At 40.1% G+C, this 17,074-nt stretch carries 14 protein-coding genes and 1 pseudogene; 7 read left to right on the top strand and 8 right to left on the bottom strand.

The annotated features are described in order from the left end of the window. Positions 1-17 precede the first annotated feature (17 nt). Positions 18-632 (bottom strand): TetR/AcrR family transcriptional regulator, encoded by a 615-nt coding sequence (locus BUB71_RS09400; protein ID WP_073154579.1) that lies wholly within the window; start codon positions 630-632, stop codon positions 18-20. A 489-nt stretch (positions 633-1,121) separates the two neighbouring features. Further along, on the bottom strand, positions 1,122-1,964 hold the full coding sequence (locus BUB71_RS09395) for an alpha/beta fold hydrolase (protein WP_073154578.1): 843 nt from the start codon (positions 1,962-1,964) through the stop codon (positions 1,122-1,124). Positions 1,965-2,577: 613 nt separating this feature from the next. Here BUB71_RS09395 and BUB71_RS19100 point away from each other — a divergent pair. Further along, complete coding sequence (locus BUB71_RS19100; RefSeq protein ID WP_139279051.1) at positions 2,578-4,059, top strand: hypothetical protein; 1,482 nt, start codon at positions 2,578-2,580, stop codon at positions 4,057-4,059. Positions 4,060-4,357: 298 nt separating this feature from the next. Here BUB71_RS19100 and BUB71_RS09385 read toward each other — a convergent pair whose 3' ends face one another. The 4 genes from BUB71_RS09385 to BUB71_RS09370 all read right to left on the bottom strand — a co-directional run bounded on the left by BUB71_RS09385 (position 4,358) and on the right by BUB71_RS09370 (position 9,116). Beyond that, a complete protein-coding gene (locus BUB71_RS09385; protein WP_073154576.1) occupies positions 4,358-5,713 on the bottom strand; it encodes a basic secretory protein-like protein in 1,356 nt (451 codons plus the stop codon). A 386-nt stretch (positions 5,714-6,099) separates the two neighbouring features. Then, complete coding sequence (locus BUB71_RS09380) at positions 6,100-7,290, bottom strand: DUF4097 family beta strand repeat-containing protein (protein WP_073154575.1); 1,191 nt, start codon at positions 7,288-7,290, stop codon at positions 6,100-6,102. A 169-nt stretch (positions 7,291-7,459) separates the two neighbouring features. Further along, complete coding sequence (locus BUB71_RS09375) at positions 7,460-8,053, bottom strand: TetR/AcrR family transcriptional regulator (protein WP_073154574.1); 594 nt, start codon at positions 8,051-8,053, stop codon at positions 7,460-7,462. 13 nt (positions 8,054-8,066) lie between these two features. Beyond that, the gene (locus BUB71_RS09370) at positions 8,067-9,116 is read right to left on the bottom strand and encodes an alpha/beta fold hydrolase (RefSeq protein WP_245815562.1); all 1,050 of its coding nucleotides are present in this window, start codon (positions 9,114-9,116) and stop codon (positions 8,067-8,069) included. A 662-nt stretch (positions 9,117-9,778) separates the two neighbouring features. Between BUB71_RS09370 and recQ the strand changes: the two genes are divergently transcribed. Next, positions 9,779-11,947, top strand: coding sequence for a DNA helicase RecQ (gene recQ, locus BUB71_RS09365; RefSeq protein ID WP_217653543.1), 2,169 nt, complete (start codon positions 9,779-9,781; stop codon positions 11,945-11,947). Positions 11,948-12,044: 97 nt separating this feature from the next. Here the strand turns inward: recQ and BUB71_RS09360 are convergent, their stop codons facing one another. Both BUB71_RS09360 and BUB71_RS09355 read right to left on the bottom strand, forming a co-directional pair. After that, positions 12,045-12,608: a peroxiredoxin family protein gene (locus tag BUB71_RS09360; protein WP_073154571.1), complete on the bottom strand. Its 564-nt coding sequence runs from the start codon at positions 12,606-12,608 to the stop codon at positions 12,045-12,047. Between the two features lie 67 nt (positions 12,609-12,675). Beyond that, positions 12,676-13,344, bottom strand: coding sequence for a Crp/Fnr family transcriptional regulator (locus tag BUB71_RS09355; protein ID WP_073154570.1), 669 nt, complete (start codon positions 13,342-13,344; stop codon positions 12,676-12,678). Between the two features lie 607 nt (positions 13,345-13,951). Between BUB71_RS09355 and BUB71_RS09350 the strand changes: the two genes are divergently transcribed. From BUB71_RS09350 to BUB71_RS09335, 5 genes and pseudogenes are all read left to right on the top strand, one after another. Continuing rightward, complete coding sequence (locus BUB71_RS09350; RefSeq protein WP_073154569.1) at positions 13,952-14,278, top strand: VOC family protein; 327 nt, start codon at positions 13,952-13,954, stop codon at positions 14,276-14,278. A 772-nt stretch (positions 14,279-15,050) separates the two neighbouring features. Next, a pseudogene (locus tag BUB71_RS19990) lies at positions 15,051-15,374 on the top strand (ArsR/SmtB family transcription factor); the annotation flags it as partial. 3 nt (positions 15,375-15,377) lie between these two features. Continuing rightward, entirely contained in the window at positions 15,378-15,776 is a 399-nt protein-coding gene (locus BUB71_RS19985; RefSeq protein WP_245815563.1) for an SRPBCC family protein, read from the top strand. A gap of 47 nt (positions 15,777-15,823) precedes the next feature. Further along, complete coding sequence (locus tag BUB71_RS09340) at positions 15,824-16,192, top strand: DoxX family protein (RefSeq protein WP_073154567.1); 369 nt, start codon at positions 15,824-15,826, stop codon at positions 16,190-16,192. Between the two features lie 181 nt (positions 16,193-16,373). Further along, on the top strand, positions 16,374-16,820 hold the full coding sequence (locus tag BUB71_RS09335; protein ID WP_073154566.1) for a hypothetical protein: 447 nt from the start codon (positions 16,374-16,376) through the stop codon (positions 16,818-16,820). Positions 16,821-17,074: the final 254 nt, after the last annotated feature.

Here is a 17,074-nt window from a genome sequence, read left to right as displayed (position 1 = left end):
ATAGTGACTCATCAATGTTAACTTCGTTCACTTTTATTCACAATTCCATCCTTTAAAATCAAAATCAATTCATGATGTTTTTTAACAAATTCCTCAGTTGAACCAGTCTGATAAAATTTCTTCACCAAATGAAGCGATAGTTGATAGATCATTTCAAGTAATAAGCCAGTGTCTAACTCTTCTTTAATCAAGCCTCGCCGCTGATCCAATTCTAACAACTCGCGAATATCAGTTAGATCATCAGATCGATGCATCAATTCCTTCATCAATTGAGGATCATCAAATTCCATTAACATACCAATTTCATGGTATGCCGGATTTGTTGAGATCCATTCCATTGCAACTTTTATATATTGTAGATAAAAAGTGAAAAAATCGGCATTTGGGTGTAAAGCCTTTACTTGCTTCATCACCTTCCTTTTTTCGTTTCCTATTTCTTGCAAAATGTAAAGGTAGAGATCGCCTTTATCTTTAAAGTATTGATAAAAACTCCCTCTTGAGATCCCAGCAGCCTTTACAATTTGATTAATGGATGCTTCACTAAAACGTCTTTTAGAAAACTCTTGGATCGCAGCGTCAAAGATTCTTTGTTGCTTCTGTTCATTCAGATTATAGAAAGTATCCGTTGGCATATAGTTCCTCCTTATGAAATCAAAATAGCACAATCAACCCAAAATGACAACCCTGTCATATGACAAAGTTGTCATTTTTCTGATCGATTATATCTTGATTGCTTCTACGTGAATCACGATCACGAGCCGATCATATGACTTGTCTACAAGCTGCAAAGGTAATTGTATATACAGCTTGTAGACAAAGTATAGGGTCCCTATTATTTCTGGGAGTCAAGGTTTATGCACTCCGTTTTATTGAAAAGGATGGTGCCTCCAGTTCAGGCTACTAAGATGCATTCAAGGCGCCACGACTGCTCACTCAGGGCGGTATCAGCTCGGCTATCGCGTCATAGTGAGACTTGCAGCATTAGCTGCAACTCGTGCACGGAGTGTGCAGACAGTACTACCACCTATTCTTCGCTACACAGTCATGGCTTTGTAGCGCCAGAAAGTCGGATACAATGCAAACCATCTCCTCCTTTTAACAAGCTTTATTTTCATTTCACTTTAACTAGAATGTAGGTTTTTCTTCAGTCTGATATTGTACATTCCTAATGTTTGCTCTAGCTTTCTTACAAATCTCTTCGGTTCCATCACATAACCAACATGGTTGCTTGGAAAATCGATCACCTCTGTTTCAAGAAAGCCTGCTAGCAATGAAATGCAAATGTAAGGAAAATACTGGCGTGATTCCTTTCCTCCCGCAGGTAGAATAGATGAAGACAATGCTTTTAGTGTTGTCAAATCACATTGGTAGCTAAGCGCAGCTATTGCTTCTTTCGTTATAAAATAATGAGCATTTCCGTCAAATTCCGGTACTGATTCTATCATCCCTTCCTCCTCATTTCCCATACCTAAAGCTTGTCCAAATCGATTCATTGCTTTTGCAGCACCCCATTGTTGATAATCTGTCTGTAATTTTTGAATCATTTTGCTAGCCTGTTTCACATCATCCTCGGCAAGCATTTGGAACAGAGGAGGTTCATGAGGGATTAGCATTTTCACTTGCTCAGGATGACGAATGATGAAGTCAAGTCCAATCAACGCACCAGAACTACTGCCAAAAACATATACAGGTTGATCTGTAAGATGAGCCAAAAGTAAGTGTGCATCATGGCTATGAGTGGAGACTTCATATTCTTCAGTGGAATCTATTATTTGACTGCGATAATGACCTCTGCGGTCATATGTAACCACAGTATATGTTTGAGCTAGTTGATCAACAATAAAATGAAACGAATTGGCATCACTTGCCCCACCATGAATGAGTAAAAGAACCGGTCCAGTACCTCTTACTTCATAGTACAATTTTGCTCCAGTCACATGGAAAACATCTGCATGTATCTTCATCTATATATCCCTCTCTCATAAAGAATAAGATCTACATATATCCTAAATGAGAAATATGAACGGAATATGAACAAACTTAACAAAAAAATTAGACAAACAGTGAGTAATTACAATCATACCGGTAATAAAATAGAAACGATCATTCATTGAAGGATAAATGGTATGAACCCTGTAACCCATTTTAAGACATTATATGGTTACAATTCAGGTGGACCCATTTCGTTAATGAGGCTAAGCAAAGCGCCAACAAAAAGTAAACCTGATCCAATCGCGATAACCGCTGCAATCAGTTTCCTTGAAGGAACTTTCATCATAATTCCCCCTTTTTTACTTACTATATGTCTGTCTAGATAATTAGGGTCAATGAATGCCTATTGTTCACCATATTCCTAAGTCTAAATATGATCAAAAATTCCCCTCTTTTGGTTTGACTGATTTATTCGAATATGATTAGCTGTTAATAGAGTATGACTGAAACGAGCCCACATCTAGTAAAAGGATACAAAATCCTTTCTAAGTGGACACAGCCACTGATCAATGAAAGGATTGGTCAGAGTTCAGTCTTTCCTGAGCAAGGTGTACCATTCGTGTTCTGAACCTGAAGGAGAAAGTCATGGGGAACACCCCCACCAAGACGTTCGAGCTGGTTCTCCGCTTCGCGAAGAGCAAGATCAAGATCGAGGAGACCACGTTCGACCTCACCGACGAGGTCAAGAACGAGCTGATCAGCGCGTGGGGTCAGCGACCCGTCACCGAGTTCAGCAACATGGACGTCTTCGACCTTGCCGGCGAGCTGGCGAGTGTCCTCCCGGACAACGCGGACAAGGGGTACAACAACGACTTCCGCTTCGATCTGGCCGAGGCCATCAGCGTGCTGCTCGCGAAGGGACTCCGCAGCAACGACGTCCAGCCGCAGCAGCCGCAGAAGATCGAGGTCAAGGTCGAGGAGACCAAGACCCCGGACAAGATGTTCCTTCCCGAGCTGCTCGCCGCCCTGGTCAAGGACAACTACGCCGATCTGCGACCGTTCATCGAGGATCACTGTCAGGTTCAGACGGCGGTCAACAAGGCCAAGGACGGCGCCTGGGTCATCCCCGGCAGCGAGGCCGGCACGATCGACGTCGAGCAGACGATGTGGTACGTCAACCACCTCGCCGAGCGGGACACCTACTGGCAGCGCGAGGTCGACGGGCGCCGGCCGGTGACCCTTCAGCAGGCGCTGGGCATCGAGAGCCGGTCGTACTTCAACCCGTTCACCAAGAGTGGGGTGAAGGGACCGTGGGAAGGCTACGACTTCAGCCAGCTCGATGAAAACCTGCACGAGGCCCTGGTCTGGGCGAGCACCATCAGTCACAAGGCCTGGCCGAAGGTGATCGACGAGTACACGCATCTGCCCGAGGTGTTCGCCAAGACGCTGGCGCCGCGCTGGCAGGAGATCTTCGACGACTACATCTACAAGGTGCAGACCGGCCAGATCTCCCGCGTCTCTCGCTACTGGACCGAGGACAACGCGACCGGCTCGAACGACTGGACCGGCTTCAACCCGCGTGGCTACACCAGCCGGAACTACGCGTCCGACGGCGGCTTTTACGACTCGCCGAGCAACCTGGGTGGTACCACGATCGACCAGTTCCTGCGGCGCGGCGACATGTCGATGCGCAACCCGGGCAGCTCCGAGCCGCGCATCTACCCGGTCGAGCCGCGTGGCAACATGACCCACATCACCAACGTGTTCGGCAACGTCGGCAGCATCAGCAGCTCCAACAACGTCGGCAGCACCGGCAGCTCCAGCAACTCCGACGAGTTCTACCGTCGGGAGCTGATGGACGCGGCGGCGGACCGCCTCAGCCGATCCGGGTCGGACAGCAAATTCAGCGGTCTCTGCCGTCGGATCAGCGTCAACGGCTCGGACAACGCCTTCAACGTCATCGTGCTGGAGGGCGGCTCGATCAACGGCTCGGACAACAACGGGACGATCTACGTTCCCCGTCGTGTCTCGGTCCGCATCAACGGCTCGGACAACAACGTGGATGAGAAGACCGTCTCCTGGGAGAGGCTCTACCAGATCGCCCAGGAAAACGGCTACCTCGACTGACCATCCGCGTCAATAACATGACAACTGAGTAAGGCAGAACACGGCGATCGGCTGTTCAAGTTGGTCGAAGTCCGGAAGTTCCGGGCGACAGCAGGTGGGCATCCCGCTCACCTGCTGCTACACCAGGATGTATAAGCGATCTTGTACCTCCTGGTGTAGTTTTTTAAGAAGCGAGTATTAACTCCTTTACTCAGCCAGTTGGAGATCATAAGCCATCAGTCAGTATATTTTAGATGAATGGTGCAAATAAAAAAACACGGACAATTGCCCGTGATCGGATGTTGTGTAATTACCTTTCCTATTGATTTGCATTTCCCTTGGCCTTCTGAGATTCAGATGTTTTTTTCGATTTCCCTCCACATTCGGGGAACGATTCGCCTTTTTTGGTATGGATGAATAGGGCAGAAAGATATCCTTGCTGTTTACCAGTCTGAACATGATACCAATCATTTTGTATTCTATTACCAAATATCACTTGCTTACCAGGTTTCACACAGAGTATGTTAGCTTCGGTTCCTTTTTTAAGATTCGCTAATATAGCTGAATTTTGATCTGGCTTTTTGTGAAGAGTTGTGTCTGATTGTACTAGATGGCGCACTTCAGTGTTGTTTTCTATGGATGGATTTGGACAAGGAGGTATAATCGGTCCTGCTGGATTTATTTTTAAATAGATGGTAGGAATATACCCTTTGTTTTTACCTGCTTTGATATATGTCCATGATTGATTAACTTGCGAATCATCTCCTAGAATAGGAGAACCGTTTGTTTGACAAATTAACTGAACAGAAGAAGCTGCTTCTACTTGAGCAACTGAATTAGAAGCGCCTGGCTTTTGATTTAAATAAGCGGTTTTTTTAACAATTGCCTGATCGAGACCTTCTGGTTCTTTTGTAAGTGGATTATAGCTCTCATTTTTCCCGTTCGTTAAGTCAGGACAGTTTTTTTCTCCTTTCGCATAACATTGCGGATTTTTTTCAACTGTAACAGGATTCTTAAAATACTCCTCCCATAATTGGTCAGACCCTGTAAAATTGATCTTTTGACGAGCATATCGATTGATCTCCTCAATGATTGTGCTTCGTTTATAATTCTTTGCCCAGATTAAAAAACGCGCCGCTTCTCTATATTTCTTCTCTTCAATTTCGGATTGGAAAGTTGATCCAGGCTTTGGATGAACAGGAATAGAGATATCAGTCATGCCATCTCCTAAGAGGATGGTAGCATAGTCAGCCATTCCCTCTGCAATCCATAATGGTGTACTTGGATCATACGCCTGAACCAAATGAGCCAATTCATGGTCGATGACACGAAAGCTACTTGCATCTAACTCTTGTGGTACAGCTTTCATATTTAGATAGATTGTATCTGGTTGATCAAATCTATAATATCCTGCCCATTCTGGCTTACTATTGTCAACTTTTACTTTAACCAATTTAGGAGCATTTGGGTTAAAAGTGGCGACTAGTTTTGGATACACACGTCGAAATTCGTTTCTGATAAGCGATTCATACTTTGCATCTATTTTATCTTCAAAGACCAAAGAATAAGATGATGGTTGTTCTCCTGCATAAACGTTTGAAGTTTGCACGACAAGGATTGAACAGACCCATATCAGAGATAAAAGGAGCAATCGAGCATTACGATTTACTACCAATCAATTATGCCTCCTCTAGTTGCTTTGTTAATTTACAATTTATATTTTTATATTATTATATAAAATGGATTAATTATCAATAAAATAAACTTTATTTCAAACTAATGAAAAACCCAATTGATGAAAGAAAGAGGTCGTTCAATTGGGTAAAAGAAGGAGAATTCGTGGAGTCAATATTTCGCTGCGAAGCGACTTTCTGGCGCTACTAAGCTACGGCTGTGTAGCGAAGAATAGGCGGTAGTACTATCTGAGGCATTAGCCGAGTTGATACCGCCCTGAGCGAGCAGTCGTGGCGTCTTGAAGGCATCTTCGTAGCCTGAAATGGAGGCGAAGTGTGAAATATTGACGAAACCTTTACTTTGTTACACTCTGCAATAAAATAAATTTTATTTTGCATCCACCTGTATATTTCCCTTACGCGTATGGATCAGTAACTGACCATAGGGTTTAGATGGATCACGGCGCACATCTCCAACAATTGATCGATCATAGACACTCTTCTTGGTAAGAGAGTGATCGATACGAATAGGAAGATTCGATTTGATCTGACCCTCTTCTGTCTGAAGCGCAACAAAGAGATTAGTCGGCATATCACGAAACTTCACATGAACATCCCCATCTTCAAAGGTAAGTTGATGATCTCCTTGAGAAATGAGCATAGGGTCTACTGTAAGAGTAGACTCACCTTTTAAAATGACTTGCGCATTCAAATTCTTTATGGTGGCTTTTGTACCATTTAAATCGCCAGTCAACTGATATCCTTGAAAATCATCAATGGTTAATTTGCCGCTAAATGTTGTCAAGTGAAGCAAACGAGCCTTTATCAGATGAAAATCCAAGTCTAAACCAGTATCAGAGACAACGCTCACTTCTTGATCGACTCCTTGTAATCCAGATAATCTCACTTTATCTCCAGATGAACCAATATTTTCGATTTTCATCTGATGGTCAGGAGTCTCTTTCTCTTGATTATTTCTGATCTTAAGTCCTCCACTAACGGTTTTTATCCAGATCCCATTTGCTTCAATTTGTTTTAATTGTGTCTTTATTGTTGATTCAGTGATCAGGGTATCTGTCTTCATATGGGAAGCGTCAATCTTTCCTTGTTTTGACTCTAGTTCAATCCTGTGCGACTGCAAAGGTAAATCGGTTGTATCGATATCCCCCTCTACCGCAGAAAGCTGAATACTTTGATATACCTTCTTGGGAAGAAATACTTTCAGCCGTGTTGAAAAATTACGCTTAAAGGAAAAAGGATTACTTCCCCACTTCATTTTCAATATAATCGATAACTCCTGATCGTCAATCTTCATATGTAGGTCAGGTTGATCACGCACTGGAACCTGCCCTTGCATCTGTACAGTTAGCTGATCCGTATCACTTTGATGAAGCGTTATATTTGTATGATCACCGCTTATGGCAATACTGCTAATCTGTTTCACATCTTTAGTTTTGGTAATTTTTACACTTCTTTTTCTTTGTAACAACCAATCATCATTTTGAATATATAAAATGATGCTACCTACAATTAAAATCAACCCAGCTACAATGATGGCTTTTTTTGTTTTCAGATTCAAAATGATAACTCCCTATGTTTTTCTCTAGTTTATAATGATTTATCCAGGTGATTGTTTACCAATTATTAGTAAATTAAGGCATGTAATCAAAGTCTCATAGAGAGCTATCATTAGAAAGTTTCAAACGGATAGAGGATACAGAAATCGATAATGATCAAGCTGTCTTCAATTATGAATGCTTGATTAATTGAATGAGAAAATCAACATGTGGCATGCCATACTCCTCGTCTCCATGTTGCTGAACAAGCAAGCTATTCACTACAAAAAAATACCAGACGATCATTTTCTTAGTATCACCATTACGTAATTGCCCAAGGGCTTGCCCTTTTTTAAAAATGGGAACCATTTTATCATATAAAGACCTAGACGAAAACTTTTCCAATTGCTTAGCTACATTTTCTGAGACATTTTCCGCCTTCTTGACTTGATTGATCAACATAAAAGCATATCGATGCTCTTCATCAAACATGTGCTTTGTTAATGCTTCAATCTGTTGTAATGGGGTTCCAGGCAAAAATTTCGTTTCTTCTAGTCGCTCATTAGCGATTTCTAGCAACTCTTGAACCAAAATCTCAATAAGCTCTTCTTTCGATTTAAAATATCGATAAGCTAAACCTACACTTATACCTGCTTCTGCAGCAATCATGCTCATTTTTGTACCTGTTATCCCTTTTGTTGCAAAAATTTTAATCGCTGCTTGTTTGATTTGTTCCTGGCGTTCACCCTTAATCTGATCAAGTTGTTGTTTATTGCGTGGCGACAATTGAACCCTTCCTTTAACAAAATTGGTTATATGCTTTGATTTCTGATTTTACAATAGGTAACACACGTGATAATAGTTCCTTCAAAAACTGGTCAGGTCTAGCAAAACAAGCTAAATGACCTGCTTGACGAATAAGGACAAACTCTTTATGTGGTGCATTTATCGTATGAAAATATTCTTTAGCAGTAGCTGTGGGAGTCACAATATCAGTATCTCCATGAAATATAAATACAGGAAGTTCAAACGAAATAATCATATGATGATCATAGAAATGCATAAGTTCTTCAAATAACTGAGCGGAAGAATAATTCATTCCTTTAAAATAATCGATGATATCGCGTAACGTATGTTTAGGTGATGATAGCATAGACGGTAATATTAAGTCTGTTATCATATTTGGAACATCTTTGATCGTTTTGACCAATTGCTTATTAAATGCATCATAATCTTGCTGATTCCAGTCTTTTTTATTCGAACCCAGTCGATTCAATAACTGTAAACCTTTTTGATTGGCTGATTTTATAAATGCTTCTTTTGCCAACTGATAACCAATCTGGTTTGGATCAGGTGAGTTTTGATCTGTTCCCACATATGCATAAAAAAGGTCAGGGCGCCGACTCGCCATTAAAATACCGATTAAACTTCCCACAGAACTACCAATCAAAATCATTTTCTGCTGACCTAACCGCTCTCTTAAATATTCTACCACTTTGATTCCATCGTTAACGAGTCGATCAAAGGTTATTCTTTCGCTATCCACTATTCCATTTCGACCAAATGTCTTTCCAGCTCCAGGTTGATCCCAATGCACGATTGTAAAATACTTTTCCCAAGATCGAAGCAACGGTTGAAAAATCGAATAACTTGAAGCAGGCCCACCGTGTACAAAAAAAAGGATAGGCTGATTTCGATCTTCGCCACGTATTGAAATCCATTGATCTTGTTCATTTATCTGAATGAACGCTTCTTCATCAATCCCATTAGGTGTAGATATCTGCAAAAACTTCTCATTTTGACGCTGGTTTCTTTTTCGGAAAATGACTGAAGTAATTAAGTTACTCATCGTTGTTCTCTTCTTTCTGTCTAATTTAACAATGAATGAACAATTCATTCATTGTTAATGTTAAATTACTCTATCTTTACATAATTGTCAATAGGTATTTTCATTGAGCTTTAAAAAATGAAAATCAACTCATGCTCGATTATCCATTAAAAAAGTCGTCCAAAATCAATGGACAACTTTTTGTTATCTTTCATTTCTTTGTGAGATGATTAGATCCTACATTCAAATATAATTTCATTTTTTTCACCATTGATACAAATTTCTTGATCAAGTATGAGAACACCCATCTTGATTCCTCCTCTACACTAAAATATTAAGAACCCCATAACAGTATTCCCTTTGATATAATGAAATAACCCACTATTTATAATTTTACACATATTATGTATAAATCACCCATTGATGAATATTTCGTCGTTAAATAATGGATTCATTTCTTTTCGATTGCTCTTTTCGTTTCTCAAAGTTCTGTTCCACATTCCTGACAGGATCACTCTTTTACTCCTTGCATCCTGCAAAGATCCTGTTGGTTCCTTAAATATCCATTAAAGTTTGATGAAGCAGTGAGCTGAATGGGATGTTTAGGACAACCATTTTTGCTAGAATCGTATTATCTTGTTGAGAACTGAAGATATGGAGTTGGGTATGGAAATATGAGGTTAATGGATCAAGCCGAACAATTATTAAAAGATGTATTCGGATATACTTCTTTTAGGGATGGGCAGAAGCAACTAATCACCCAAACCTTAGATGGTAAACATTCGCTAGGAATTATGCCTACAGGTGGGGGGAAATCCCTTTGCTATCAAATTCCAGCGCTCCTACTTGACGGAATTACGCTTGTTATCTCACCGTTGATCTCTTTGATGAAAGATCAAGTAGATGCTTTGAATCAATCAGGAATTCCTGCCACCTATCTAAATAGTACGGTGGATCGTTTTGAAATGGAGTTTCGGATTCAAGAGATACGCTCAAAAAAAGTAAAGCTTGTTTATCTTGCACCCGAACGATTGGAAAACGAATCTTTCCTTCAAATGATACAGAAGGTTCCTGTTTCTTTCGTAACAGTAGATGAAGCTCACTGTATATCACAATGGGGACATGATTTTCGTCCAAGCTATCTAGGGATCGGCAATATGATTAAACGTCTACCTAGAAGGCCAGTCATATCCGCTTTGACAGCAACAGCGACGGTCCAAGTGCGTCAAGATATCCTACAGATTCTGCAAATTCCAATAGAAAATACTGTAATCACTAGCTTTCAACGACCTAATTTGCGGTTTTCAGTCTTGCACGACCAACACAAAATCGACTTTATTGAAAGTTATATAAAACGACACCCCAAGCAATCAGGTATCATATATTGTTCTACTCGAAAAGAGGTAGATTCTCTTTATCAATATTTAATGGAACAAGGCTATTTAGTTGGACGATACCATGCAGGAATGGGCGAAAATCAGCGTGAACAAGCTCAAGAAGCATTTTCCTATGACAGAATTCCTATTATTATCGCCACCAATGCCTTTGGGATGGGAATTAATAAACATAATGTTCGGTATATTATACACTTCAATCTACCTAAAAATATAGAGAACTACTATCAGGAAGCAGGTCGCGCAGGTCGGGACGGGGAAGAGAGTGAATGCATTTTACTATATCAAGGGAAGGATATGCACATTCAAAGGTATTTGATTGAGCAATCCGAATTGAGTGAGGAACGAAAAGAGCTCGAATTTGAAAAGTTACAGCTTATGAACCAGTATTGTTTCACTCAAACCTGTTTACAAAATACGATTATTAAGTATTTTGATGACCCAATCGAGCAGCCTTGTGGGAAATGTCATAACTGTTTAGCGAAACAAAAATCAAGCGCCCAAGATTTTACGATTGAAGCGCAAAAAATGTTTTCATGCATTCATCGCATGAAAGAACGTTTTGGACTTTCCATGGTGGCAAAAGTATTGAAGGGATCAAAATCGAAAAAGGTACTGAAACTGGGCTTTGATAAACTTACGACATATGGGATTCTACAGGATTATACGGAAAAAGATCTACAACAACTTGGACTCGTTTTACAAGCAGAAGGGTACTTAGAAAGCTATACACCCTACGACGGTTATCTTCCAGTCATCAAACTTACAGAAAAAGCAATCCAGGTAATCAAAGGAGAACGAAATGTTTATCTTCAGCCACTTCAAGCTGCTTCTCAATCGAATTGGAGCCAATATACGATACATACTCAACGTCCTATGATATTGGACCGTTTAGATGACCTTCGTAAAGAGTTTTCAAATGAAGAAAAACTGCCTCCTTACATGATATTATCTGATGCCACCCTTCGCGCCATTGCTGATCAGATTCCACAAGATCAAACTGAGCTTTTATCCATAACGGGCATGACTCAACATAAAAACTCGAAGTACGGATCACGTATTTTAACAGTTACAACTTCTTTTGTTACAGAACGCAAGAAGAAAGCACAAAACAAAACACCTGAAAGACCAAAAGATAGCAACCCAAGTCATCTCGTCAGCTTCGAGTTATTTCAATCTGGTAAATCTATTAAAGAAATAGCTTCCATCCGTAATCTATCAGCCAATACGATTGAAGACCATCTGATACGTTGTCACAGCGAAGGTTATGTGATGACTTGGGACAAACTAATCCCAGAAAAATACCAAGATATAATTCTTCAAACGATCCAATCGTTAGGGGCTTCCAGACTGAAACCAATTAAAGAAGCGCTGCCTGATGAAGTAACGTATTTCCAGATAAAAGCTGTGATTGCAAAGGCGCAGTTGAAGGATGGTGCTAAATTGAACTCCCAATGAACCCGCTTTGCTGAGTTCGAAGCTAGAATCTAGGATGTATATAGTGAATATAAACCATGGGAGTTCGATATTGATTTATATGTGATTAAGAAAACTTTTATATAGAATTGGTATTCACATACTGATTAATTACTTCAAATGAAAGATGATCTTCAACCGACTGATTGTAATGCGCAATATCAATGACTCCATTTTCATTGATAAGAAACTCAGCCGGAAGACGGTAAAAGTTGGAACCTGCTTCATGAGTCAGTGCAAATCCAGCAGCTTCCGCTTTTGCTGTTAAAGATCGAACTTTTTCTTTGTCTTTCATGATTGATTCTATTTTCTCTACTGAAGTCTCTACATAATAACGGTCATAGACTTCTGCTTTTGGATCTGCAATAAGGGCGAAGGGAGCTTGTTGCGAACCTACATGTGCATGTATATTTTCCTGTGGTGATTCAAAAAAAGTTATTACCTCTAAACCTTGTTTTTGCCAGTTTGGATATTGCTGAATGAGCTGATGGACATGTAAGTTACATAAAGCACATGCAGCAAAGCGAAAGAAAGATAACAATACTTTTTTCCCGCGAAAGTTTTCTAGTGAAATTGTTTTACCATTTTGATCGATGCATTGAAATGTTGGGGCAATCGTACCAGGTTGCAATTGAATTCCCATCTTCTCATCCTCCATATTTGTTCTACTTCTATAGTAGTAGGAGGTTAATTTTTAATCTGTAACCTAGTCACATAACGAGAGTTGCTAGTTGCTTTCTTTGTAAGATTTTGATCCATCCACGACCTGTTTGAATCCAATTTCTGTTCCGATATCGCTGTAGGTAACGACTTACTACTTCCCTAGCAGTACCTAATTCTTTCGCTAGTTCTAGATGTGTGATATAAATGACGCTATTATGTTCGGTACTCCATTGTAATAGTGTTTTTACGAGTCGTTTTTCAAGTGACTCTCCATCTTGTTTTTGCTTTCGTTCACTCATGCGAAGCATTCCGTTCAACAAACCGCCAAATATAGCATGACGAATCGGTTCATATTGGAGAATCCATTTTATAAAACTAGTTTTACGGACGAACAAAACTTTCACTTCTGTGATGGATACAATGGATCCTGGATAATCTCTTCCGCTTAGTCCACTGAGTGTTAGAAGTCCACAAACCTCCCCTGCTGCAAGTGTATTGGAAACTACTTCTGTTCCATCTTTGTCAATTACTGTGATATTGGCTTTTCCTTGAAGCAAGAACATGCTGTAGATTTCAGAGGCTTGTACTTCAAAGAAACGGGTTTTAGCTGGGAATAGTTGTATCGAAGGCTCTGCATCATTCCATTCTCGAGGGGAAAGCACTTTTAAAAATGGAAATATATGAATCACATGAGACAAAGCAGTATCTGTTAACATGCATCTCACCTTTTTGTTTGATAAATGTAGCTTATATTGGATCTCTTTTCTATCTTAATTTCTTGATTGGTCTATCCAAATTCGTCCAAGAGTACTCCCGCTTCTACAAGCGGTGAGGTGAATGGGACGTGGTTCGGTATCCCTTTTGCGGGGATGCTTAGAACCACTTTTTTTGTTAGAATAGTTGTAGCTCTTTGAAAACTGAAGATATGGGGTTGTTGCTGGAAAGGGTCAGTAACGTAAAATCTTCAACCACCCAGCTCACCGAAGTTGCGAAAACCAAGCGAAAGTAGGGAGCATAGCAGAGCATACTTTGTTTTCACCGCTGGGACGACGGATAGAGCCTGCTAAGATAACTGGACGTTGGTCTGGTGTTCGCAGGAATCTACCACCTCTATAGGTGGTAGTAGTTCAAGTCTCAATCGATCCCTGATACTCCACCAATATCTCTATTGTTAGACCACCAAGCTCTTCGTGTTCGCCTCCAAGCTGAGCTGATGGTATCATTTGGAAAATAATCCGCCACTCGTTTGTTTGTGATATTCATTAAAATAGGATATATGAAAACATATGAATTGCTCTTACTTCACTCATAGGAGATATTGTGATGAGTAACACAAAAACATTACGAGGATTTGCTACTATTAGCTATTGGGCTGATGATGTGCTCGCAGCAAAAAAATGGTATACCAAGTTTTTAGATATTGAGCCTTATTTTGAGCGCTCAGGACCAGATGGTCAACTGGTTTATATTGAATTTCGTTTAGGTGATTTTCAACATGAGTTAGGTATAATTGATCGTCGTTATGAACCACTCATGGCTCGTGGTGATTCAGGATTCGTTACTGCTTCAGTGGTTGATCCATTTGGAAACATCTTGGGAATCATGTACAACCCACACTATTTAGAAATTCTTGAAATCCAGAAGAACTGACCCGCTTTGCTTAGTATCCGTCCCTATAGGAGTAATCAATCACAACCTTCCTCAATATAGAGGAGGGTCTCAGCTAGTAGACAAAGTAAAGGTTCCGTCAATATTTCACGCTTCGCCTCCATTTCAGGCTACGAAGATGTCTTCAAGGCGCCGCGGCTGCTCGCTCAGGGCGGTATCAACTCGGCTATGGCCTCAGACAGTACTACCGCCTATTCTTCGCTACACAGACGCGGCTTTGTAGCGCCAGAAAGTCGCTCCGCAGGAAATATTGACTCCACAATTTCTCCTTCTTCTACCCAATTGTACGAACCTCTTCTTTTCATCAATTGGGTTTTTCATCAATCACAACCTTCCTCAATATAAAGGAGGGTTTGTTCCTCGTTCTGCCTTCAGCTTTACCAATGCCTACCATTGCTTCACAATCTTATCACAGTACACAGGGTCTAACTCCATCCTACTATGAAAGAACAAAAGTAGTGAGGAATTTTCCACTGACGTTGAATGGAATAAAAGGAATAAGTAAAAGCTCTCCATCGTAGAGGGCTTTTTGTATTTAGATAAGGCTATCAGTTGATCCAAAATTTGAAACCGATTTGCTCAACCTTATCTTTCTCTGTATATTCAGCGCAATCATACTGGTTGATTAAAAAAATTACTTCAAGAAAATGAAAAAACATTTGACAAGACACCAAATAGTGTCCTATTATGAAGTTAAGATTTACGACACCAAATAGTGTCCATTACACAAAGTAACGCTAGGAGGAGGGTTGAATTGAAAAAAAATGAAAACTCAAAGGATGTTTATGATGCTGTTGCTGATCCTACACGACGTCACATCCTTCACCTATTAGCAAAAGTAGAAGAAATGCCTCTTTATGAATTAACAAGTCATTTTCAAATGGGTCGTACAGCAGTTTCGAAACATTTATCGATTCTCAAACATGCAGGTCTTGTCACCAGTCGAAAAGTGGGTAGGGAAACCCGGTTTCGTTTAAATGCAGAACCGCTACAAGAAATTCAAGATTGGGTAACCTATTACACAAAATTTTGGAATGACAACATATCACTCTTAAATCAACTATTACAGGAGGAACAAAATATGCCCACAGTTTCATTAGATTTTCATTTTAACAGACCTATCGAGCGTGTATGGTTAGCTTTAACAGACCCAAAGAAACTTGCAAAATGGGTCATGGAAAATGACTTTAAACCGATTGTTGGTCATAAATTTCAATTTCGAACAGAGCCGAACCCTGTGTGGGATGGAATCGTTCATTCTGAAGTACTTGTTGTCGATCAACCGAATAAATTATTTTACACATGGGAAACCGCTGGAGAAAGCACAACAGTGACATGGACACTAAAAGAAATGGACGGAACGACACATCTTCATCTAGAGCAAATTGGATTTGAAAATGAAGGTCATGCGTATCATGGAGCAAAGCAGGGCTGGACACTCATGGCTAAAAAGCTCGATCAAGTATTGGCAGAACTATAACCAGATTTCATACCACACTATCAACTCAACTTATAGGAGGAAAAAACATGTCTGCACTATCCATTGTTCTACAAAGCTTACTCATCGCATATTTTCTCTTTTCTGGAACCAGTAAAGTCTTAGGAGTCAAATACTGGGTTGATATCTTTCAAGAAATCAAACTTCCTCAATGGCTGCGTACCATTACCGGTGTTGTTCAATTAATCGGAGCGATTGGGCTCATCATTGGTTATTGGCAAGACTGGCTCGTCGCTTGGTCGGGTCTCTGGCTTACCATCAATCTATTCTTTGCTGTACTTGCCCATATCAGAGTTAAAGATTCGATCGGGAAAACAATGCCCGCCATCACATTTTTTGTATTACTTGCTGCACTCGTTCTTATTCACACAGACTATTTATTTTTTCCCTTTTCATAAGATTAATCAATAAAACAATTAAATATAAAAACCTAAGTATATAATATCCGAATTAATTCTTAGTGATCGTAAATACAAAAAGACAATGTATAGGAAATGTTTTATAATCAATAGGTGCATGATTAAGCAAATTCATCTATCAATTCATTGAGAAATAAACGATGAAAGGTTGACACCCACCATGCCTAAAAATAGAGATAACTACGAGAACATAAGAAACTCACAAAAAAAAATTCTTCGTGACGCAAAAGAAGAAGCAGCAAGAGCATCAGAACGTGGTGACCATGACAAAGCAAGGGCTCTACAGATAGGAGACCAGGTTTTAAGAAAATCTATGGAACAAGAAAGATCGGGTCAAAGTGGGAGTGGAGATAATTGCTTGATTGCTAGTATTGTTTTGGGCTCAATGTTAGCTGCTTTGGGTTATGGTGGACATGCTGCAGTTCAAAAACTTACCAGCGAAAAAAAACTCTCCCCGATTGTCGATAAGCTCGATCAAAATACCCAGGCTCCTCCTAAGACCAATCTGCATACACTTCAACGAAACTCACCAACTCATACTGATATAACCCTGATCGTACCTAGCAGATTACATCAACTAAATCAAACTAACGGAATGACTCGCTAAGAGGGAACAAAGCGACAGGAATACCTGACACCAATGAAATTCATAGGTTTCGTACCACTCATCAACTCCTGTTTTAAGAAAATACATCACAAATAAGCGAACACTTAACATAAGCCTAAGTGATCGCTTATTTTGCTTTCATTACGGTTATATATAGATTGAAACTTTCATGGTAACTAGATCCGTCTGCGGTTCTAGTTTATTCGTTTGTACACCATTAAGTATGATTTTCACTGTACTGAAATTGGATACTT

Origin of the sequence: Seinonella peptonophila (genome assembly GCF_900129355.1) — a bacterium.
In the GTDB taxonomy this organism is placed as follows: Bacteria; Bacillota; Bacilli; order Thermoactinomycetales; family Thermoactinomycetaceae; genus Seinonella; species Seinonella peptonophila.
Note: the sequence above shows the minus strand (reverse complement) of the source record. Positions and strands in the feature narration are given on the sequence as shown.